This is a genomic window from Sphingomonas floccifaciens, assembly GCF_042681125.1.
Classification (GTDB): Bacteria; Pseudomonadota; Alphaproteobacteria; order Sphingomonadales; family Sphingomonadaceae; genus Sphingomonas; species Sphingomonas floccifaciens.
This window is the reverse complement of the sequence record NZ_JBHUFC010000002.1, coordinates 450,659-471,575: the sequence shown is the minus strand read 5'-3', so window position 1 is coordinate 471,575 and position 20,917 is coordinate 450,659. Positions and strand designations below refer to the sequence as shown.

The window sequence follows — 20,917 nt, the reverse complement described above, 5'->3', positions numbered from 1 at the left end:
TAGCCCGGCCGCCGCAATACCGCGCCTCAGGCGACAGCGGTGAAGTCGAGTCCGATATCGGCGGCCGGGGCGGACTGGGTCAGCCGGCCGACGCTGACATAGGTCACCCCGGTTTCGGCGATCGCGCGGATCGTGTCGAGACGGACACCGCCCGACGCCTCTGTCGGTACGCGCCCGCCGACCAGCGTGACCGCGCCGCGCAGCGTCGGCACATCCATATTGTCGAGCAGCAGATGCGTCGCCCCGGCGCCAATGGCGGGCTCGATCTGATCGACGCGGTCGACCTCGACGATGATGCGCGCGATGCCGGCTGCGACCGCGCGACCGACTGCCGCCTCGATCGACCCGGCGACGGCGACATGATTGTCCTTGATCATCGCCGCGTCCCACAACCCCATGCGGTGGTTGGTCGCGCCGCCCATGCGGGTCGCGTATTTCTCCAGGACGCGCAGGCCGGGGATCGTCTTGCGCGTGTCGAGCAAGGTCGCCCCGGTGCCCGCGATCGCGTCGATGTAGGCGCGGGTCAGCGTGGCGATGCCGGACAAGTGCTGGACGGTATTGAGCGCCGATCGCTCGGCCGTCAGCATCGCGCGGGCGGTTCCCGACAGGCGCATCAGGTCGGAACCGGCGGGGACCTTCGTGCCATCCTCGACCAATCGTTCGATCTGCACGTCAGGGTCGAGCGTGCGGAAGAAAGCTTCGGCGATCTCCAGTCCGGCGACGGTGATCGCGTCGCGGCTGTCCATCACGCCTTCGAACCGCGCGCCTTCGGGGATCACCGCGGTGGAGGTGATGTCGCCGACGGTGCCCAGGTCCTCGGCGAGAGTGGCGGCAACGAAGGCGTCGAGGTCGAAGTCAGGGATCATCATTTGTCTCGTCACGTCAGTTCACCCTCACCCTTCCCACGCCGCTTCGCGGCGCGGGCCCCTTCCCTCTCCCATCGGGAGAGGGAGGGAGCTGCGAAACCGCGGAAGGGTGAGGGCGATACGTCACGAAGCTCAGGTTCAGTCCCCCTTTACCGCCGGGCCCAAATCCCCCTGCCCGACCGTCGCGCCGGCCATTTCCAGCATCGCATCGAGGCTCTTCTTCGCACGCAGGCGAAGCCCCTCCTCGATCTCGATCCGCGGTTCCAGATCGCGCAGCGCGCCGTAGAGCTTTTCCATCGTGTTCAGCGCCATATACGGGCAGATATTGCAGTTGCAGTTCCCGTCCGCACCGGGCGCACCGATGAAGGTCTTCTCGGGCACCGCCTTTTCCATCTGGTGGATGATATGCGGTTCGGTGGCGACGATCAGCGTGGTCCCGGGGAAGGTCTTGGCGAATTCCAGGATGCCGCTGGTCGAACCGACGTAATCGGCATGGTCGAGCACATGCGGCGGGCATTCCGGATGCGCGGCGACGGGGGCGTCCGGATGCTGCGCCTTCAGCTTCAGCAGCTCGGTCTCGCTGAACGCCTCGTGCACGATGCACACGCCCGGCCACAGCAGCATGTCGCGGCCGGTCTTGCGCTTCAAATATCCGCCCAGATGCTTGTCGGGGCCGAAGATGATCTTCTGGTCCGCCGGGATCTGCGCGAGAATCTTTTCCGCCGACGACGAGGTGACGATGACGTCGGAGAGCGCCTTCACTTCGGTCGAGCAGTTGATGTACGTCAGCGCGATATGGTCGGGATGTTCGGCGCGGAAGGCGGCGAAGCGGTCGGGCGGACAGCTGTCCTCCAGGCTGCACCCGGCGGCCAGGTCGGGCAGCACGACGATCTTGTCCGGCGACAGGATCTTGGCGGTGTCGGCCATGAACTTTACGCCGCAAAAGGCGATGACGTCGGCATCGGTCGCCGCGGCCTTGCGACTGAGGTCCAGGCTGTCGCCGACGAAGTCCGCGATGTCCTGGATTTCGGGCTTCTGGTAATAATGCGCCAGGATGACCGCGTTGCGCTCCTTGCGCAGCCGATCGATCTCTGCGCGGAGGTCCAGGCCCGTGAGCGAGCCGCCGATGCCGTTACGTGCGTCCATGCGGGAGCAGATGGACGCGTGGCGGGCGGGGATCAAGGGGCTTTCCCTCCCGGCGCGTGCCGAGAGCTATCGGCGATTGCCCAGCACCTGTTCGACGGTCTTCGTGCGGTCCCAATCCTGTTCGCTCTCGCGACGCTCGTAGGGGAAGGTCACGAGGACCCGCGGATCGGCCACACCCGCCGCCTCCAGCGGCCCCGTCAAAAGCTGAGCCAGCGCCCGCCGCGCATTGTCGCGGGCCTGGGCGATGCGCTCGGGCTTCTTCGCCTCCGCATCCGCCGACGCCTGTGCCGCTGCCGAGACGCGCTGGGTAAGCTTGTCCATCGCATCGCGCGTCACGAACAGGCCGCGGGTTTCGGCAAGCGTGCGCCGCGCTTCATCGACGTTGACCGCGCCGATCGTCACGTCGGGCGCATCGATTATCAACGTCCGCGTGTCGGGATCGTAGCGATAATCGCCCTCCCGCAACCGCGAGACGTCCACGAAATAGTCGACCGAGAACGGTGCCTTGATCACGCGGTCGCTGGTCAGCATCCCCGCCAGCCGCGTGTCGGAGGCGGTTGCCTGGACATTCCCGCTGAGCGAGCCGACCTTCAGGCTCGCCGCGCGCGTGAAGGTCGCGCGAACGACCTTCGTCACCGCGCTGCCGTCGTCCTTGCGTTCAACGACATAGCTGTCGGACACGCGGTCGTAGAGCGCCTTGCCGACGAAGGCTGCGACGATCAGCAGCGACAGAGCGACCGCGGCCCCGATCAGCTGTTTCGGGTTCAGGCGGTCACCCATACGCCCCCCTCCTCTCCCGTCACCAGACCGCGGCGGCGCAGGTCGAACAGATGCGCCAGCACCGAGCGCTCGGCGGCCGGGTGGAGCCGCGGGTCGACGCCGGAATACATCGCCAGCACCATCGCCCGCGTATCGCTCGCCCCACGACCGAGCAGGCGCAGGATTGCGCCTTCACGGCTCTTGCGATGCCCCATCATGCCCCGGACCAATCGCTGCGGGTTGGTCACGGGATCGCCGTGACCCGGGTAATAGATCCGGTCGTCGCGCCCCAGCAGCTTGTCGAGGCTCGCCATGTAGTCGCCCATATCGCCATCAGGCGGTGAGACGATGCTGGTCGACCAGCCCATGACATGGTCGCCGCTGAACAGCGCCTTCGTCTCCGGCATGGCGAAGCAGAGGTGATTGGACGTGTGCCCCGGCGTCGCGATCGCCTGCAGCGACCAGCCGTCACCCGAAACGGTATCGCCATCGGACAGTACGCGGTCGGCGACATAGTCATGGTCGAACGACGCATCGGCGCGCGGCGTACCGTCGTCGGCGAGCACCAACGGAGCGCAGCCGACGATCGGCGCCCCGGTCGCCGCCTTGAGATCGCGGGCGAGCGGACTGTGATCGCGGTGAGTGTGGGTGATCAGGATTGCCCGGAGCAGCCTATCGCCGATCGCCGCCAGCAGCGCGGACAGGTGGTCTCCATCGCCCGCCGGGCCGGGATCGATCACCGCTACGTCGGTCGTCCCGACGACATAACTCTGCGTGCCATCCTTGGTGAAAGCGGACGGATTGTTGGCGGTCAGGCGCAGGATGCCGGGTTCGAGCTCGTCTGGCACTGCGATCATGATTTGCAGATGGCGTGTCCACGGGGGCGGGGCAAGGAGGAAGAAAATGCGTTCACGCAAAGGCGCGAAGGCGCGAAGAGAAGAAAGGCGATTGCGCGAAGCGTCTGCAATTCAACCCACAGGTTTCCCGGCCCGTCCGGTTTTGCTGTGCTCCGGCGTGCGCCGGAGCTGAATAGCTGTCCAAAAGGATCGATGATGCGGGCGACGCCGTCCAGAAGGGGAAGCATCTTCGCGCCTTTGCGCCTTTGCGTGATCTGACAAAAAACGGGGCCGGCGATGCGGTACGCCGGCCCCGCCCTGTCCGCGTCGCTGCCGCCGGGAAACAGCCCTCCCAAGCTGCGTGTCCCGATCAGGGGCCTGATCCGGCCCGGCGGCGGCGATGCCCGCGGTCAGTCCTTCTTGGCCTCGAGCTCACGGATCGCGTCATCGATCCCCTGAAGCGCGCCGGCCTTGGCTTCTGCCGACATCGACGTGTTGCCGACGATGCTGCGTCGCGCCGAGCGCAGGCCATCGAGTGCCGAGGCTTCAGCCTTGCGCTGGATGAACAGCGCGTTGCCATGCTCACGCATCGCCAGCCCCTGCGCCCGCATCGCCTCGCTGTGCTTGAGCATGGCTGTGCGTTGCGCCTTCATCGCGTCCCGCTGGGCATCCATCGTCAGCCGCTCGATGCGGTTGGTGCAGATGATCGTGACCTTCCGGTCGCCGTCCTTGCGGTTGATGACGGTCGAACCCGGGCCTTCGCTATCCTCACACTTGCGCGACTGGACTTGCGGCATGTTCTTCAGTTCGAGGCGCATCTTCGACAGCCGTTCCATCATCTCGGGCGACATCGGCATTCCGTCGCCCTTGAAGGTCGTGACCTTGCCGTCCTTGTCGCGGAAGGTGAAGCTGCCCCTGGGCTCGCCGCGCTCGGCAAAGACGATCGAATCGTCGCCGTCGCCGGTATATTCCTGCGTCTTGCCGTCCTTGTCGCGCATGACGATGTGTACGCGCTTCTTGTCTCCCGCGAGCTTGGCCGGCGGCAGCGGCGGCGCGGGCGGTGCGTCGACGGCGGGCGGCGCGGCGGGAGCGGCCTGGCCTGCGGGCATCGCTGGCAATTCGGGCAATTCGATGCTGGCCAGGTCGACGCCGGTCACCGTCTCGACGCGGGTGCGCACCGTCTCGCTGGCGTGCGTGCCCGATGCGGTCATCGCCATGCCGGTCAACAGGATCGCGCCGATCGCGCTGCCCCCGGCCAATCGCTTGCGACGGGTGATCTTCTCGTGCTTGGTCAACATCTTCAATCTCCCTTTGAGTTCGTTGATCGTGTGGAGGTGGCAGGCAGCGGACACCGCGCCGCCATGGGCGGACTTAACGATGGCGCGACCATAGGCGGCGCGCAGTTCGCGGGCGCGGCCCGCCAGGACAAGGGCGTCGCAGGCCATTTCCTGGTCCGCACGAAAGGCGCGGAACGCTCGCCAGGCGACCGGATTGAACCAGTGGATCGCCAGCATCGCCAGTGCGACCCAGTTGGCGATCAGGTCGCCGCGCGCGTGGTGGCCAAGCTCATGCGCCAGCGCCAGATCGCGCTCCAGCGGGTCGTACCGCTCGGCGAAGTCGCGCGGGAAAGCCACGAACTTGCGCAGCACCCCGAACGCGAGCGGGCCGGCCGCTGCATCGGTCTCGATCACCCGGACATTCCCGCTAGCGACGATCTCGCTACGACGAGCGGTCCGCTGGACCCGCGCGCAGAAGCGGCTGTGCGCGACAAGATGATAGAGCGCAAAGCCCAGCGCACCCGCGATCCACAAGCCCAGCAACACCGTCGGCCAGCCGATACCGCTCGCCGGCTCCGCCGGCAGCGTCGCGACCGGATCGCCGAGGTAGATGGTGATATCCTCCGGCACCGGCATCGTCGGCAGCGCCCCGCCGCGCCACGCGGCGGGCAGTGGCGGCAGGATCATGCGCAGGACGGGAATCGCCCACAGCGCATAGGCGACGCCGGGGCCGAAGCTGCGGCGGACGGGCGTACGGATCGCGAGGACGAGCAGCATCAGGAGCGTCGTCGCGACCAGCGTTTCTACAGCCCAGACAATCATGCCTTCAGCTCCTTCAACAGAGCCTCGATCTCGGCGATGTCCTGCGCGGTCAGTGCGTCGCGCTCCGCCATATGCGCCACCAGCGGCGTCAGCCGGCCGCCGAACAGCCGGTCCATCAGCCGGCGCGACTCGCCCTCGACATAATCGTCGCGCGCGACGGCGGGACGATAGAGGTAGCGGCGACCGTCCTCCTCATGGCTGACGACGTTCTTGGCGAGCAGGCGACCCAGCAGGGTCTTGACCGTGTTCGCACTCCAGCCGCGATCGGGCGCGACGCGTTCGGCAACGTCCTGCGCACTGAGGGGCGCTTCGTCCCACAGCACCTCCATCACGGCATGTTCGGCATCGCTGATACGTTCTGTCATGGCCTGTCGCTCCCTCAACCGACTACGTATGTAATCAACTCGATTACGTCTGTAGTCAATAGCCTGAATGACGGATGAATGGTTGTCGATGCGAAACGAGTGAGCAGGTCGGCACTGCTCCATGCGCGCCGTGGTGGATCGAAATTATCTGTCCTCCCCTGCAAGGGGAGGGGGACCGCCGCGAAGCGGTGGTGGAGGGGTGTCTCGCTATCGAGAGCGCGACACCCCTCCGTCAGCGCTGTGCGCTGCCACCTCCCCTTGCAGGGGAGGATCGACGCTAATTAACAACCCGGCCTACGCCTGTTTTATCTGATGCCCAGATGGGCGCGAAGTCGGGACGGCGTTCAGAGCTGGTGAGCAAACCGTCGGAAGTTTTTACAACCGCCCACCATAGTTAATACTCGCCCACCACCGAAACCCGCGCAAATCCGGCACTGGCATGATCTGGCACGCGCACTGCATCCTGATACGCAGCAGAGCGTTTGACGCTTCAGCAGGGCGGGTCGTCAGCTCTTCCCCGAGAGTGTCCACCACGACGACCCGCCCGCACCCGGCTTTTTTTAGATCGAACAGGTGCCCGCTCGACGGATGACGAGCCTACGCTTTCGTTCGCCTTGAGCGTGTCGAAAGGCCGCTCTTCAATACGTCCGCCGGCACGAATCACGGTGCTTCGGCAAGCGCAGCACGATCGGCTTCGGGTGATCGGCACCTCGAAACGACGACGGGCTCGGTACCGTCCAAGATACCGAGCCCGCCAAGGTCTTATCAAAGATCGCCGGCCTTACGCGGCGTGCGCGATCCCCTTTTCTTCCAGTAGCCCCTTCAGCTCGCCCGATTCGTACATCTCCATCATGATGTCCGAACCGCCGACGAATTCGCCCTTCACATAGAGCTGCGGGATGGTCGGCCAGTCGCTGAACTGCTTGATGCCCTGACGGACCTCCTGATCCTGCAGCACGTCGACCGAATCGAACTCGACGCCCAGATGCTGGAGGATCGCGATCGCCCGGCTGGAAAAGCCGCATTGCGGGAACATCGGCGTGCCCTTCATGAACAGCAGCACGTCCGATCCGTTAACGAGATCGCCGATACGGGCCTGGGTCTGGTCGGTCATCGTCATTACTCCTGAGGGACGGCGGTGGTGAGCTGAAGCGCGTGGAGCACGCCCCCCATCCGCTCGCCGAGCGCGGCATACACGGCGCGCTGTTGCTGAAGCCGGGACTTGCCCCGGAAACTCTCCGCCGTCACGCGCGCGGCATAGTGATCGCCGTCGCCGGCCAGGTCGGTGATCTCGACCGTCGCGTCTGGGATGCCGGCGCGGATCAGCGCCTCGATATCGTCTGCAGCCATCGGCATGGGATCAGATCGATCCCAATAGCTGGCGGCGCGCCTCGATCATCGCCTCGTCGAGCGCGCGGCGCACGGCAGCTTCATCGGCATCCTCGACGGCGGCGGCGGTGAGGTCGCCGACGATCTTGCGGACGACGTCCTCGTCGCCGGCTTCCTCGAAATCGGCCTGGACCACCGCCTTGGCATAGGCGTCGGTTTCTTCCGGGGTCAGGCCCATCTTCTCCGCCGCCCACTGACCGACCAGGCGGTTGCGGCGCGCGGTGACGCGGAACGCCATTTCCTCGTCACGGGCGAACTTGGTCTCGAATGCGCGTTCACGGTCGTCGAAAGTCGTCATGCGAGGCCCCTAGCTGTCTCTTGCCGCCGAGATAGGGCGGCGCGCCAAGCTACGCAACGGTTCCGCCGATGACAGCGCATGCGCCGGCTGATAGGTGGGCATTTCCATTGGAGACACCATCATGGCCGTTGCATCGATTCTCGCCCTCGTCCTCGCGCAGGCGACCGCCCCCGCCGCCCCGGCGACCCCGCCCGCCCCGGCTGCCCAGAATCCGATCCAGAGCGCGGCGATGGCCTTCTCCGCCTGCCTTGGCCCGAAGGTCGCGGCGGTGCCGGCATCGATGACGCCGGAACAGGGCGCCGACAGCGCGCTCGCCGGCTGCAAGACCCAGCAGGACGCGCTGCGCGCGGCCGTCGAGACGGTGATCGCCGCCGCCCCCGCCGAACAGCAGGCGATGGCGCGCACCCAGGTCGACCAGGGCATGGCGCAGGCGCGGACGCAGATCGCCGACTCGATCCGCCAGAAGCGTGCGGCTCCCGCGACTCCGTCTGCTCCGGCTAAGTAAGACCGGCACCCCCATTCCGTTCGTGCTGAGCCTGTCGAAGCACCGTTCTTCGTGCCGCGATCGACACGTGCGCGGATCATAGAACGGCCAATCGACAAGCTCAGGGCGAACGGAATGAGGGGCCTTTGCTCCGGCGCAGACAGGAGCACAGGCGGTTGCCGTCAGCCCGCCACCTTGACGACCAGTTTCCCGATCGCACCACGCGCCGCCATCTTGGTGATCGCCTTCCCGCCATCGGCAAAGGCGAACCGCTCGGTCACCCGCGGGGCGATCTTTCCCTCCGCCCACAGACCGAACAGCGTGTCGACATGCGCCGCATTCGCCTGCGGATCGCGCGCGGCGAAAGCGCCCCAGAACACGCCGCAGACATCGCAACTTTTCAGCAATGTCAGATTGAGCGGAAGCTTCGGGATACCGGCCGGGAAGCCGACGACCAGATACCGCCCCTCCCACGCGATCGACCGCAGCGCCGGCTCGGCATAGTCGCCACCGACCGGGTCGTAGATCACGTCGAAGCCGGGCTTTCCGCCAGCGGCCTTGAACTGCTCCGCCAATGCCTTCGACTGGTCCTTGTCGAACGGCGCGTGACCATAGACGATCGTCTCGTCCGCGCCCGCCGCACGCGCGGCTTCGGCCTTCTCCTCCGACGACACCGCCGCGACGACGCGCGCACCGTAAGCCTTGCCGAGCTCGATCGCGGCGAGGCCGACGCCACCCGCCGCGCCCAGCACGAGCAGCGACTGGCCGGCCTGCAACCGCCCGCGGTCGAGCAGCGCGTGGATCGTCGTCGCATAGGTCAACAGCAGCGCCGCGCCCTCAGCGAAATCTCGCCCCTCGGGCAGGCGATAGAGCGCACCCGCCGGCACCGCGACCTTCTCGGCGAGCCCGCCGTGGCCGATCACCGCAACCACCCGGTCCCCGACCGCCCAGCCGGTCACGCTGTCGCCGACGCTTTCGATCACGCCGGCGATCTCACCGCCCGGCGCAAACGGCCGCTGCGGCTTGAACTGATATTTGTCCTCGATGATGAGGACGTCGGGATAGTTGATCGCGCACGCCCGCACGGCGACCACGACCTGCCCCGCCCCGGCCTGCGGGTCGGGCAGGTCCGACAATTTCAGTGTTTCGGGTCCGCCGACGACTTCAGACAGCAACGCTCGCATCTAAGCCTCTCCCGCTGATCCACGGGCGATGCATTGCGTCCGCGGATTCGAATTTCGAAATCGCGGTATCTTGTGCCAGCGTCAGGCCGATCTCGTCCAGCCCTTGCATCAGGCAATCGCGGCGGAAGGCGTCGAGCTGGAATTCGAAGCGGTCCTGATAGCTGGTGGTGACGGTCATCGTTTCCAGATCGACGGTGACGTCGCCGTCCTGCGCGGCCTCGACCAACCGGTCCACCGCCGCTTGGGGCAGCACCACCGGCACGATGCCGTTTTTAAACGCGTTGCCGGAGAAAATGTCGGAGAAGCTCGGTGCGATCACCGCCTTGATGCCCAGATCGGCGATCGCCCAGGCGGCATGCTCGCGGCTCGATCCGCAGCCGAAATTGTCGCCCGCGATCAGTATCGGCGCGCCGGTATAGCGCGGGTCGTCGAACACATTGCCCTCGACCGCGCGCACCGTTTCGAACGCGCCCTTGCCCAGCCCCTCGCGCGTCGTCGTCTTCAGCCAGTGCGCCGGGATGATGATGTCGGTGTCGATGTTCTTCGCGCCCCACGGATAGGCGCGGCCCGAAACCCGGGTGATCGGATCAGCCATTGTGCGCCCCCATCAGGTCGCGGACGTCGGCCAGACGCCCGGTCACCGCCGCCGCCGCCGCCATCGCGGGGCTCAGCAGATGCGTCCGCGCGCCCGGTCCCTGGCGACCGACGAAGTTGCGGTTGCTGGTCGAGGCGCAGCGCTCGCCCGGCGGCACCTTGTCCGGGTTCATCGCCAGGCACATCGAGCAGCCGGGCTCGCGCCATTCGAAGCCGGCTTCGGTGAAGATGCGGTCCAGTCCCTCACGCTCGGCTTGACGCTTGACCAGCCCCGATCCGGGCACGACCATCGCCCGCACGCCGTCGGCCACGTGGCGACCGTTGGCGACCGCAGCGGCGGCGCGCAGGTCCTCGATCCGGCTGTTCGTGCAGCTGCCGATGAAGACGTTCTGCACGGCAACGTCCTGCATCCGCGTGCCCGGCTCCAGCCCCATGTAATCGAGCGACTTGCGCGCGGCGACGCGCTTCGACGGGTCGGCGAAGCTGTCGGGATCGGGGACGATGCCGGTGATCGGCACCACGTCTTCGGGGCTCGTCCCCCAGGTCAGCGACGGCGCGACATCGGTCGCGTCGAGCTTTACGACGGCATCGTACACCGCGGCCGGATCGCTCGGCAGTGTGCGCCAATAGGCGACCGCCTTGTCCCACGTCTCGCCGGTCGGGGCCATCGGCCGGCCCTTCAGGTACGCGAAGGTCGTGTCGTCGGGGGCGATCAGCCCGGCCCGTGCGCCGCCCTCGATCGACATGTTGCTGACGGTCAGCCGCCCCTCGACCGACATCGCGCGGATGACTTCGCCGGTATATTCGACGACATAGCCTGTCCCGCCCGCTGCGCCGATCTTACCGATGATCGCCAGCACCACGTCCTTCGGACTGACCCCGAAGCCAAGCGACCCGTCGACGCGGATTTCCATCGTCTTCGACTGCTTCAGCAGCAGCGTCTGAGTGGCGAGCACATGCTCGACCTCGCTGGTGCCGATCCCAAACGCCAGCGCACCCAGCGCCCCATGCGCGGAGGTGTGGCTGTCACCGCAGACCAAAGTCGTGCCCGGCAGCGTGAAGCCCTGCTCCGGCCCGACGACATGGACGATGCCCTGTTCGGCCGCGAGCGCGTCGATATAGGGCACGCCGAACTCGGCGACGTTGGCACGCAGCGCGGCAAGTTGCTTCGCGCTCTCCGGGTCGGCGATCGGCAGCGCGCGACCGGCGGCATCGACGCGCGGGCTGGTCGGCAAATTATGGTCGGGCACCGCCAGCGTCAGATCGGGCCGGCGGACGGGACGCCCCGCCGCCTTCAGCCCGGCAAATGCCTGAGGGCTCGTCACTTCATGGACGAGGTGGCGGTCGATGTAGATGAGGCACGTCCCATCGTCGCGACGTTCGACGACGTGGTCGGCCCAGATCTTTTCGTAAAGCGTGAGGGGTCGGCTGGCCATGATGCGCGCGGGTTAGCCGAAAGATGTGCGGATGCAAGTCCGCGCGCAATTTTGTGTCGGATAGCCTGACTTCAGCTCACACCGGCGCCGCGCGATGATCCGCGGTGACTATGCCGGTAGCGGCAACCTCAGCCTCGTGCCCCTCTTCGCGAAACGTTTCGGCGAGCGCAGCCTGTTCCCACGCCTGCATCGCGGGATGCGCAAGCATCGCCTCCACCCAGCGACCGCCTGCCCGCCCGACGTCGATACCATAGGTGCGGACGCGGAACGCCACGGGGGCGTAGAAGGCATCGACTGCCGTAAATTCCCGGCCAGCGAGCCAAGGCCCGCCGAACCGCTCCAGCCCCTCGGCCCAAAGCTCCGTCAGGCGCGCCACGTCCTTCGTCAGCGCGGGCGACACGCCATGTGGCGCCACCCGCTGGCCGACGGTCATCGTCCGTTCGTTCCGCAACGCAGAAAAGCCGCCGTGCATTTCCGCCACCGCGCACATCGCCCAAGCGCGCGCATCGGGGTCGGTCGGCCAGACGCCGTCGTGCCGATCGGCCAGGTACATGACGATGCCGAGCGAATCCCACACCGTCCGGTCGCCGTCGATCAGCACCGGCACCTGCCCTGTCGGCGAGAACGCGCGGAAGGCGTCGTAATTGTTCAGCGTGACGAACGTTTCGATCCGGTCGTCGAACGGAAGACCGAGCGCCGTCATCAGCAGCCACGGCCGGAGCGACCAGCTCGAATAATTGCGGTTTGCGGTGATCAGTCGATAGGCCACCGTCGCGCCTCCCCCTCCGGCAGCGCCGCTACCCAGCGCTCCAGCGCCGCAGTGTCGCGCATGTCCCCGGTGTAGGGGTGGCGCGGCCGAACCGGCTGGTTGCTGCCTCGCGCCCGGCCGCGATAGACCTTCATCGGCACGCCGACGCTGGCAAGGCCGCTCGGTAGCGGACCGCCGCCGACCTCCATGTACAGCGTGTCGCCGCTCGTCTCCTGCCCGATCGGAATGGCACCGAGCGCCGTCCACAGGTCGACCGCGTCGAGACAGGCCGAAGCGCAAGAGCCATCGGTCAGCACATAGACCGGCCGCGTCGGCCCGGTGACCGGCGCGGGCGCGGTCTTGGGCGCGTCGTCCGACCCGTCGTCACCGCGCCACAGCGCCTGCCCCTTCGCCTGCGCCGCCGCAAGCCCGTCGGCATTGCGCCGTGCCCAGGCGAGCGCGTCGGGCGAGACGTCCTTCGACGCTTCCCACTGAGTAACATAGCCGCGCATCGTCGCGACGTTGTTCGCCGACGCGCGCCATTCGACATAGGTCGGCACGGCATCGACCTTCGCGACCGCCGCCTCGCCCCACAGGATCGTCGCCATGTCATGCGACCATTGCGACGACCCGCCACCGTTGCCGCGCAGGTCGAACACGATCCGAGGGGCGGCCAGCAGCGCGGCGCGATCCGCGCGCATGCCGGCGATCATCGGGTTCAGCGCCTTGGCCACCGGCCCTTCGGGATTGCTGTCAAACGAGGCAATCGAAAACCAGCGCGTCCCGTCCGCCAGCACCCGCGCCCCGGTCTGGATCGGCGCGGCACGCGTCGTGTCTGCCAGCCGCTGGGTCCATTCGGGATCGGCGAGCGGCCCCCATGTCAGCGTAACGGTTTGTGGCTTGCCCTGAACCGTGAAACGGCAGGTCGCGGGGCGCGTGATGAACGGATTGCCCGTATCGACGAACAGCCGCCCCGCGCGCGATCGACGCGTCGCCAGCATGGTCCAGCGCCCCGCAAACGCCCCGACGTTGCGCGCCAGCAGCGGATCGGCCGCGAGGCCATCGCAAGCGACCAGCTCCGCTCCGAGCGGCACGGGCGCGTCGTCTGCGCGGGTCATCACCACTTGCTTCCCGCGCGGATCGAGCCCGGTAAGAAACCCCGGCCACCGCGCGGTCAGCAGCGGAGAGCCCTTCAGCGTGCCGAACTGGACATGCCCATCGTCGAAGCTGGCGACATAGCCGCGCATCGCCCAGTGATAGCCCGCGAAGTCCCGCACCTTTGCCGCGCGAGCGAGCAATGTCGCATAGGCCTTTGCCTCGCGTGCGCGAAAGCCCGGATCGGCCCGGTTCACCGGTCCCGGATGATCGGCAAGGATGCGTGCATGGAACGCCTCCGCGTCGGCGCGCGTCGTCGCCGCCCAGTCGCGCGGTCTGGCTACGTCCGGCGGTGCGACCGCCTGCGCCGCGAGCGCCAGGAGCAGGATCATGCGGTATAGGTGGCGGTCGTCTTCGCCGCGACTTCATCCGCCGTCACGCCCGGCGCCAGCTCGATCAGCTTGAACGGGCTGTCATGATCGGGCCGCTGGAACACCGCCAGATCGGTCACGATCATGTCGACGACATTCTTGCCGGTCAGCGGCAGGGTACAGGACGGGATGAATTTGGGGTCGCCGTTCTTGGAGGTGTGCTCCATCACCACGATGATTTTCTTGACGCCGGCGACCAGGTCCATCGCGCCGCCCATGCCCTTGATCATCTTGCCCGGGATCATCCAGTTGGCGATGTCGCCATTCTCCGCGACTTCCATCGCGCCCAGCACGGTCAGGTCGATGTGACCGCCGCGAATCATCGCGAAGCTGTCCGCGCTCGAGAAATAGACCGACGAGGGCAGCTCGCTGATCGTCTGCTTGCCGGCGTTGATCAGGTCGGCGTCCTCTTCCCCCTCATAGGGAAACGGCCCGATGCCCAGCATCCCGTTCTCGCTCTGCAGCGTGACGGTCATGCCTTCCGGGATATTGTTCGCGACCAGCGTCGGAATGCCGATGCCGAGGTTGACGTAAAAGCCGTCGCGCAGTTCCTTCGCCGCGCGTGCGGCCATCTGGTTGCGATCCCAAGGCATCAGTTCGGCTTTCCTTCGGTGGGGGTTGGGGCGGGAGGCGTGGCAGGTCCCGGGGCAGCCCCCGGATCGATCCATCGGGTGTCGTAGGGGAAGATCTCGTCGAACCCGCCCTTCAGCGCGGTGCCGTAGACAGGGTTTGGGAGCACGAACCAGCCATTGCCCCACAGCTGCGCCAGCTCGGGCGAGGCGGTCAGCGCGCGGCGGGTGGAGGGCGTCAGCTTGGGATCGTTGAACAGGTCGCTGAAGTCGCCCAGCTGGTCGCCGACCAGCGCGATGACGCAATAGCCGCTGGCGATCGCCCAGCGCCGGTCGTCCTTGCCCGATCCGCCGCCGTCATCGCCCTTCAACCACAGCGTCGTACCATGTTTGGCGGGGCCCAGCCCGGCATGCGCCAGCGCGGCCTCGGTTTGCGCGGCGGTTTCGCGCCCGCGATTGGAATTGAAGATCACGGTGATTCCGGCCGCACGGGCGGCGTCGAGCACCATCTTCGCGCCGGGCACGGCCACGACCTTGTCCGCGCCGCTTTCCTCCCACCGCGTCCAACGCGCCGCATCATAGCTTTCGCCCCTGCGCGCGGCATCGGCCTCGTAGCCAAGGTTCAGCAGCGCGGTTTCATCGATGTCCAGCACCACCGCCGGCGGCTTCGGCCCGCACGGCTCGAACTGCGGCGCGTTGAGCGACGCGCTGTCGGCCAGCACGACCTGACGCGCCTTGCCCGGCTTGGCGTAGGCCTTCCAGTCGGTCAGATAGCGTTGCAGCGCGCGATAGGCCTGGATCGACCCCGCCGCCGCCTCGCCCGATCCGTAGAGATACTGCATCCCCTCCGGCACGCCGGTGCGCTGTGCAACGACCGCGGCGGCGGCGGGGGAAGGCTGCGATCCGTCGGGGGGCGGCAGGGCGGTCGCGCCGGGGACGATCTTCGCGCCCTCCAGCTCCGCCTGCCAGCGCCTGGCGGCTTCGGTCTTGAGCGGCGGCGGCGGGGCCTCCTCGGCCTGCTTGGCCTTGCGCGTCGCGCGCTGGCCATCCATCCGGCTCTTGACGATCATCGACGATGACGCGGCCACCGGCACGATCGCCGCGGCCAGGCATCCGCTCAGCACGATGGGCAGCGACAGGAAAGTGGCGGCGCGCAAGACGTGTCCCGCCGTCATCGCTTGCCGGGCGCGGTCAGATAGCCGGCCGGGATCGGCAGCGTCGGTGTCTCGCCCTGCCAGACGATGTGCAGCACGCGCCAGCCGCTGGTGGTGAAAACCAGCTGGATCGAATTGATCCCGCGCGCAAACGGCTTTTCATTCGGCGCGTGGCGGCTTTCGTAGGTCGAGAAGACATGCGCGATGTTGCCATAGCGCTCCATCCGGCGCGCGATTTCGCTCTCGTAGAAGCCTTCCTTCGCCATCGCCGGCCCGGCGCGGTCGATATAGCCCTGGATGTCGAGCACCAGCGGCCCCTTGGCGCCGACCGGGACCAGCCGCGCCTCCGGCACGAACAGCTTGCGGAACGCGTCCCAGTCGCGCGGGCCGGCGGGGCCCGAGATGGCGGCATACACCTTGCCGATCAGCGCATCGATCGCCGCCTGGTCGGTCGCTTCGGTCCGAAGCGGCGGTAGCGGAGGCCGATCCAGATTTGGGTGCGCATGCGGCTTGCCGTTCGCACCGTACACCAGTGTCGAGCGCGATTGCGCCGCAGCCCCGTCAGCCGCCGGCGCGAACAGCACCGCAACCGCGACCAGCCAGATCACGCAGCCTCCCGCGCGCGGGTCGTCACGAACTCAATCTTCTTGTCATACGGTGCGCCGATGATCATGCGCTTCACATAGATGCCCGGCAAATGGATGTGGTCGGGGTCGATGCTGCCGACCGGCACCACTTCCTCGACCTCCGCCACGCACATGCGCCCGGCGGTGGCCATCGGCTGGTTGAAGTTGCGCGCGGTCTTGCGGAAGATCAGGTTGCCGGCCTCGTCCGCCTTCCAACCCTTGATGATCGACAGATCGGCGCGGATGCCGCGCTCGAGGATGTAATCCTCGCCGTCGAACGTCTTCACTTCCTTGCCCTCGGCCACCAGCGTGCCGACGCCGGTCTTCGTGTAGAAGCCCGGAATGCCCGCCCCGCCCGCGCGGCAGCGTTCGGCGAGCGTCCCTTGCGGGCAGAACTCGACCTCCAGCTCGCCGGACAGATACTGGCGCTCGAACTCCTTGTTCTCGCCAACGTAGGACGAGATCATCTTCCGGACCTGCCGGCTGCGCAGCAGCTTGCCGAGCCCTTCGTTATCGATGCCGGCATTGTTGCTGGCGATCGTCAGGTCCTTGACCCCCGATGCCTGGATCGCGTCGATCAACCGTTCGGGAATCCCGCACAAGCCGAAGCCACCGGCGCAGATCACCATCCCGTCGTGGAGCAGCCCGTCGAGTGCGGTCGCCGCATCCGGATAGAGCTTGTTCATCGACATCCCTCCTGACGTTTCGTCGGAGCGTTAGGGGGAAGCGAGGGATTCGGTCAAGCCGAGTTGAATGGCGGTTCAACTTCACGACCTGGAGACCCGATGTGCAGCGGATCGAGGCTCGAAACTGAAACCGCTCACCATTACCCGGAAAACGAAAGGGCCGCCCGGTTTCCCGGACGGCCCAGTCGGCTTCCACAAGCCGGAAGGCTCAGATTTTGTCGCCGAGCGCACCCTTGACCGAGCCCATGCCCTTTTGCGCTTCACCCTTGGCTTCCTGCGCCGCGCCTTCGGCGTGCAGCCGCTCGTTGCGGTCCGCACCGTCGCCGGCGACGGCCTGCTTCGCGTTGCCGATGGCCTCGTTGACGGTACCCTTTACCTTGTCCATCATCTCGCCCATGTCGGTCACTCCTGTAAGCGTTGGTAGTTATCCCGCTCAACGCACTGGTATCGTGGGCGTTCCGAAACTTTCGATCTAAATCAATCCGGCGAGCGGGCTCGACGGGTCGGCATAGCGGCGCTTCGCCATGCGTCCGGCGCGATAGGCTAGCCGCCCGCTCTCGACCGCCGACTTCATCGCCGCGGCCATCAGAATCGGGTCCTTCGCCTCGGCGATCGCGGTGTTCATCAGCACGCCGTCACAGCCAAGCTCCATGGCCGCCGCCGCGTCGGAGGCGGTGCCGACGCCGGCATCGACCAGGACCGGCACCTTGGCCCCCTCGACGATGAGGCGGATCGTCACCTGGTTCTGGATGCCCAACCCCGATCCGATCGGCGCGCCCAGCGGCATGATCGCGACCGCGCCGACATCCTCCAGACGCTTCGCCGCGATCGGATCGTCGGCGCAGTAGACCATCGGCAGGAAGCCTTCCTTGGCGAGAACTTCGGTCGCGCGCAGCGTCTCGACCATGTCCGGATACAGCGTCCGCGCCTCGCCCAGCACCTCCAGCTTTACCAGGTCCCAGCCACCCGCCTCACGCGCCAGCCTGAGCGTGCGGATCGCGCTCTCCGCGTCGAAACAGCCTGCGGTGTTGGGCAGGTAGGTGATCTTCTTGGGGTCGATATAGTCGGTCAGCATCGGCGCATTCGGGTCGCTGACGTTGACCCGCCGCACGGCGACAGTGACGATCTCTGCCCCCGACGCCTCGACCGCGGCGGCGTTCTGCTCGAAATCCTTGTACTTGCCCGTCCCGACGATCAGCCGCGAGCGAAAGCTGCGCCCGGCGACCGACCAGCTATCGCCGGTGATCGGTGCGCCGTGATCGCCACCGCCGACGAAATGCACGATCTCCAGCTCGTCGCCATCCTCGACCATGACCTCGCCCAGCGTCGAGCGCGGCACGACTTCCAGATTGCGCTCCACCGCCAGCTTGGCGGGCACGAGCCCCAGGCTCTCGGCCAGTTCGGCGATGGTAAGCCCCGCAGCGACGCGCTTGTGCTCGCCGTTCAGGGTGATCGAGACGGTGCCGTCGGTATGAGCCAAGGGAACTCCACTTCCGTTCGTGCTGAGCTTGTCGAAGCACCGTCCTTCTTCGCTCGGAAGAGCGGCCCTTCGACAAGCTCAGGGCGAACGGTATTAGGCAAGCGCACAATTTGAGCCTAGACGACGCGGCATATAGTGACTGACACACACAACGCCACCGAAAGGGTCAAAGCTTGGCCGACCTCATCTACGTCCTCAACGGCCCCAATCTGAACCTGCTCGGCACGCGAGAGCCGGCAATCTATGGCGCGGACACGCTCGACGACATCGCGGGCATGCTGGAGGACCGCGCCCGCGATCTCGATCTGGAGATCGACCTGCGTCAGTCGAACCACGAGGGGCATCTGGTCGACTGGCTGCACGAGGCGCAGGCGCGCGGGGCGAAGGCGGTGCTGCTGAACGCGGGCGCCTTCACCCACACCTCCATCGCGTTGCACGACGCGATCAAGGCGATCCGCACGCCGGTGATCGAGGTGCATCTGTCGAACCCGCACACCCGCGAGGACTTCCGCCACGTCAGCTTCGTCGGCCGCGCCGCGAAAGGAACGGTCGCAGGTTTCGGCGCGACCTCCTATATGCTCGCGCTGGACGCCGCGGCACGCTTCTGACAAAGCGCCGCGCTTTAATCACGAAATTCGCCAGGAAAGTTCAGGGGACCATGAGCGAAACACCCAATAGCAACGGCGGCATGCACGTCGATATCGAGCTGGTCCGCCAGTTGGCGCAGGTGCTGGACGACACCCAACTGACCGAGATCGAGGTCGAGGACGGCGACCGCAAGGTCCGCGTCGCGCGCACCGTGACGGCCGCTGCCGCCGCGCCGATGGCCTATGCGCCTCCGCCGCCCGCTGCTCCCGTCTTCGCACCCCCCGCCCCGGCTGCGGCTGAAGTCGGCGCCTCCGCGCCGGCCAGCACCGCCAATGCGGTCAAGTCGCCGATGGTCGGCACCGCCTATCTCGCACCCAACCCCGAGGCGAAGCCCTTCGTTTCGGTCGGCCAGTCGGTCGCCGCCGGCGACACGCTGCTGATCGTGGAGGCGATGAAGGTCATGAACCCGATCACCGCGCCCAGCGCCGGCACCGTCAAGGCGATCCTGGTCGAAAGCGGCCAGCCGGTCGAATTCGACCAGCCGCTCGTCGTCGTCGAGTGATCGCGTAACGATGCACCCCCACCACCCGTTCGGGCTGAGCTTGTCGAAGCCCTGCCCTTCTTCTTCGACGCGCAGCTTGCGGCACGAAGAGAAGGGCAGCCCTTCGACAGGCTCAGGGCGAACGGGGAGAGACAGGCGCTAATCCCGCATGCCAAAAATCCAGAAACTCCTGATCGCGAACCGCGGCGAGATCGCGCTCCGCATCCACCGTGCGTGCCATGAAATGGGCATCAAGACGGTCGCGGTACACTCCACCGCCGACGCCGAAGCGATGCACGTGCGCCTGGCGGACGAGGCGATCTGCATCGGGCCGCCGGCGGCGACCGACAGCTACCTCAACATCCCCAACATCATTTCCGCGGCCGAAATTTCTGGCGCCGATGCGATCCACCCGGGCTACGGCTTCCTGTCCGAGAACGCGCGCTTCGCCGAGATCGTCGAGAGCCACGGCCTGATCTTCGTCGGCCCCAAGCCCGAGCATATCCGCACGATGGGCGACAAGGTGGAGGCGAAGCGCACCGCCGGCGCGCTTGGCCTGCCGCTCGTTCCCGGCTCCGACGGCGCGATTAGCGACGTCGACGAAGCGGCGCGGATCGCGGAAGCCGTCGGCTACCCCGTCATCATCAAGGCCGCTTCGGGCGGCGGCGGACGCGGCATGAAGGTCTGCACCTCGCCCGACCAGCTCGAAACCTTGATGCAGCAGGCGGGCAGCGAAGCGAAGGCCGCGTTCGGCGACGCCACCGTCTATATCGAGAAATATCTCGGCAATCCGCGCCACATCGAGATCCAGGTGTTCGGCGACGGTCTCGGCAACGCGATCCATCTGGGCGAGCGCGACTGTTCGCTCCAGCGCCGCCACCAGAAGGTGCTGGAGGAGGCCCCCTCCCCCGTCCTGTCGACCGAGGACCGGATGCGCATCGGCGCCGTCTGCGCCAAGGCGATGGCCGACATGGGCTATCGCGGCGCGGGCACGATCGAATTCCTGTGGGAAAACGGCGAATTCTACTTCATCGAGATGAACACCCGGCTTCAGGTCGAGCATCCGGTGACGGAGGCGATCACCGGTCTCGATCTCGTGCGCGAACAGATCCGCATCGCCGAGGGCGAGCCGCTGACGTTCAAGCAGGACGAGATCGTCTTTCGCGGTCATGCGATCGAATGCCGCATCAATGCCGAGAACCCGCGCACCTTCGCGCCCTCGCCGGGGCTGGTGAAGGGCTATCACGCGCCGGGCGGCATGCACGTCCGCGTCGATAGTGGTCTGTATGCCGGCTACAAGATCCCGCCCTATTACGACTCGATGATCGCCAAGCTGATCGTCTACGGCACGACCCGCGCCGGTGCATTGCGCCGCCTGCGTCGCGCGCTGGAGGAATTCGTGATCGACGGCGTGACGACGACGATCCCGCTCCACCAGGCACTGCTGGACGATCCGCAGTTCCAGGAAGGCGACTATACGATCAAATGGCTCGAGGAATGGCTGGCCAGGCAGGACGCCTGACCGGTCGGGAGATGTCTTAGA

General features: G+C 66.8%; 24 protein-coding genes. 4 read left to right on the top strand and 20 right to left on the bottom strand.

What is annotated here, in order from left to right:
- Positions 1 to 26 precede the first annotated feature (26 nt).
- The 9 genes from nadC to ACFSC3_RS05060 form a co-directional block, all read right to left on the bottom strand.
- A complete protein-coding gene (gene nadC / locus ACFSC3_RS05100; protein ID WP_380939320.1) occupies positions 27 to 869 on the bottom strand; it encodes a carboxylating nicotinate-nucleotide diphosphorylase in 843 nt (280 codons plus the stop codon).
- A gap of 135 nt (positions 870 to 1,004) precedes the next feature.
- Positions 1,005 to 2,012 (bottom strand): quinolinate synthase NadA, encoded by a 1,008-nt coding sequence (nadA, locus tag ACFSC3_RS05095; RefSeq protein ID WP_380939319.1) that lies wholly within the window; start codon positions 2,010 to 2,012, stop codon positions 1,005 to 1,007.
- 66 nt (positions 2,013 to 2,078) lie between these two features.
- A complete protein-coding gene (locus ACFSC3_RS05090) occupies positions 2,079 to 2,792 on the bottom strand; it encodes a DUF4230 domain-containing protein (RefSeq protein WP_380939318.1) in 714 nt (237 codons plus the stop codon).
- On the bottom strand, positions 2,777 to 3,628 hold the full coding sequence (locus ACFSC3_RS05085; protein ID WP_380939317.1) for an MBL fold metallo-hydrolase: 852 nt from the start codon (positions 3,626 to 3,628) through the stop codon (positions 2,777 to 2,779). The genes ACFSC3_RS05090 and ACFSC3_RS05085 overlap by 16 nt, the downstream gene beginning before the upstream one ends.
- 389 nt (positions 3,629 to 4,017) lie before the next feature.
- The gene (locus ACFSC3_RS05080; RefSeq protein ID WP_380939316.1) at positions 4,018 to 5,706 is read right to left on the bottom strand and encodes a M56 family metallopeptidase; all 1,689 of its coding nucleotides are present in this window, start codon (positions 5,704 to 5,706) and stop codon (positions 4,018 to 4,020) included.
- The gene (locus tag ACFSC3_RS05075) at positions 5,703 to 6,071 is read right to left on the bottom strand and encodes a BlaI/MecI/CopY family transcriptional regulator (protein ID WP_380939315.1); all 369 of its coding nucleotides are present in this window, start codon (positions 6,069 to 6,071) and stop codon (positions 5,703 to 5,705) included. Before ACFSC3_RS05075 ends, ACFSC3_RS05080 begins: the two co-directional genes overlap by 4 nt.
- A gap of 781 nt (positions 6,072 to 6,852) precedes the next feature.
- Entirely contained in the window at positions 6,853 to 7,185 is a 333-nt protein-coding gene (gene grxD / locus ACFSC3_RS05070) for a Grx4 family monothiol glutaredoxin (RefSeq protein WP_380939314.1), read from the bottom strand.
- Positions 7,186 to 7,190: 5 nt separating this feature from the next.
- Complete coding sequence (locus ACFSC3_RS05065) at positions 7,191 to 7,427, bottom strand: BolA/IbaG family iron-sulfur metabolism protein (RefSeq protein WP_380939313.1); 237 nt, start codon at positions 7,425 to 7,427, stop codon at positions 7,191 to 7,193.
- 4 nt (positions 7,428 to 7,431) lie between these two features.
- The gene (locus tag ACFSC3_RS05060) at positions 7,432 to 7,758 is read right to left on the bottom strand and encodes a DUF1476 domain-containing protein (RefSeq protein ID WP_380939312.1); all 327 of its coding nucleotides are present in this window, start codon (positions 7,756 to 7,758) and stop codon (positions 7,432 to 7,434) included.
- A 121-nt stretch (positions 7,759 to 7,879) separates the two neighbouring features.
- Between ACFSC3_RS05060 and ACFSC3_RS05055 the strand changes: the two genes are divergently transcribed.
- A complete protein-coding gene (locus tag ACFSC3_RS05055) occupies positions 7,880 to 8,263 on the top strand; it encodes a hypothetical protein (RefSeq protein ID WP_380939311.1) in 384 nt (127 codons plus the stop codon).
- Positions 8,264 to 8,424: 161 nt separating this feature from the next.
- Here ACFSC3_RS05055 and ACFSC3_RS05050 read toward each other — a convergent pair whose 3' ends face one another.
- From ACFSC3_RS05050 to thiS, 11 genes are all read right to left on the bottom strand, one after another.
- Positions 8,425 to 9,426 (bottom strand): NADPH:quinone oxidoreductase family protein, encoded by a 1,002-nt coding sequence (locus ACFSC3_RS05050; RefSeq protein ID WP_380939310.1) that lies wholly within the window; start codon positions 9,424 to 9,426, stop codon positions 8,425 to 8,427.
- The gene (leuD, locus tag ACFSC3_RS05045; protein WP_380939309.1) at positions 9,407 to 10,021 is read right to left on the bottom strand and encodes a 3-isopropylmalate dehydratase small subunit; all 615 of its coding nucleotides are present in this window, start codon (positions 10,019 to 10,021) and stop codon (positions 9,407 to 9,409) included. The genes ACFSC3_RS05050 and leuD overlap by 20 nt, the downstream gene beginning before the upstream one ends.
- Complete coding sequence (leuC, locus tag ACFSC3_RS05040; RefSeq protein ID WP_380939308.1) at positions 10,014 to 11,456, bottom strand: 3-isopropylmalate dehydratase large subunit; 1,443 nt, start codon at positions 11,454 to 11,456, stop codon at positions 10,014 to 10,016. The genes leuD and leuC overlap by 8 nt, the downstream gene beginning before the upstream one ends.
- A gap of 76 nt (positions 11,457 to 11,532) precedes the next feature.
- Positions 11,533 to 12,225 carry a glutathione S-transferase family protein gene (locus ACFSC3_RS05035; protein WP_380939307.1) on the bottom strand — a complete coding sequence of 231 codons (693 nt, stop codon included), beginning with the start codon at positions 12,223 to 12,225 and terminating at the stop codon, positions 11,533 to 11,535.
- Complete coding sequence (locus tag ACFSC3_RS05030) at positions 12,210 to 13,691, bottom strand: S41 family peptidase (protein WP_380939306.1); 1,482 nt, start codon at positions 13,689 to 13,691, stop codon at positions 12,210 to 12,212. Before ACFSC3_RS05030 ends, ACFSC3_RS05035 begins: the two co-directional genes overlap by 16 nt.
- The gene (locus tag ACFSC3_RS05025) at positions 13,688 to 14,323 is read right to left on the bottom strand and encodes a 3-oxoacid CoA-transferase subunit B (RefSeq protein ID WP_380939305.1); all 636 of its coding nucleotides are present in this window, start codon (positions 14,321 to 14,323) and stop codon (positions 13,688 to 13,690) included. Before ACFSC3_RS05025 ends, ACFSC3_RS05030 begins: the two co-directional genes overlap by 4 nt.
- Positions 14,323 to 15,456 carry an HAD family acid phosphatase gene (locus ACFSC3_RS05020; RefSeq protein WP_380939304.1) on the bottom strand — a complete coding sequence of 378 codons (1,134 nt, stop codon included), beginning with the start codon at positions 15,454 to 15,456 and terminating at the stop codon, positions 14,323 to 14,325. Before ACFSC3_RS05020 ends, ACFSC3_RS05025 begins: the two co-directional genes overlap by 1 nt.
- 14 nt (positions 15,457 to 15,470) lie before the next feature.
- On the bottom strand, positions 15,471 to 16,061 hold the full coding sequence (locus ACFSC3_RS05015) for a Cif family virulence factor (protein WP_380939303.1): 591 nt from the start codon (positions 16,059 to 16,061) through the stop codon (positions 15,471 to 15,473).
- Positions 16,058 to 16,765, bottom strand: coding sequence for a CoA transferase subunit A (locus tag ACFSC3_RS05010; protein ID WP_380939302.1), 708 nt, complete (start codon positions 16,763 to 16,765; stop codon positions 16,058 to 16,060). Before ACFSC3_RS05010 ends, ACFSC3_RS05015 begins: the two co-directional genes overlap by 4 nt.
- Positions 16,766 to 16,973: 208 nt before the next feature.
- Positions 16,974 to 17,162: a CsbD family protein gene (locus ACFSC3_RS05005; protein WP_380939301.1), complete on the bottom strand. Its 189-nt coding sequence runs from the start codon at positions 17,160 to 17,162 to the stop codon at positions 16,974 to 16,976.
- Between the two features lie 75 nt (positions 17,163 to 17,237).
- Positions 17,238 to 18,245, bottom strand: coding sequence for a sulfur carrier protein ThiS (gene thiS / locus ACFSC3_RS05000; RefSeq protein WP_380939300.1), 1,008 nt, complete (start codon positions 18,243 to 18,245; stop codon positions 17,238 to 17,240).
- A 173-nt stretch (positions 18,246 to 18,418) separates the two neighbouring features.
- On the opposite strand from thiS, the gene aroQ reads away from it, so the two are divergent.
- From aroQ to accC, 3 genes are all read left to right on the top strand, one after another.
- Entirely contained in the window at positions 18,419 to 18,853 is a 435-nt protein-coding gene (aroQ, locus tag ACFSC3_RS04995) for a type II 3-dehydroquinate dehydratase (RefSeq protein WP_380939299.1), read from the top strand.
- A 50-nt stretch (positions 18,854 to 18,903) separates the two neighbouring features.
- Complete coding sequence (accB, locus tag ACFSC3_RS04990) at positions 18,904 to 19,395, top strand: acetyl-CoA carboxylase biotin carboxyl carrier protein (RefSeq protein WP_380939298.1); 492 nt, start codon at positions 18,904 to 18,906, stop codon at positions 19,393 to 19,395.
- A 148-nt stretch (positions 19,396 to 19,543) separates the two neighbouring features.
- Entirely contained in the window at positions 19,544 to 20,896 is a 1,353-nt protein-coding gene (gene accC, locus ACFSC3_RS04985) for an acetyl-CoA carboxylase biotin carboxylase subunit (protein WP_380939297.1), read from the top strand.
- Positions 20,897 to 20,917 lie beyond the last annotated feature (21 nt).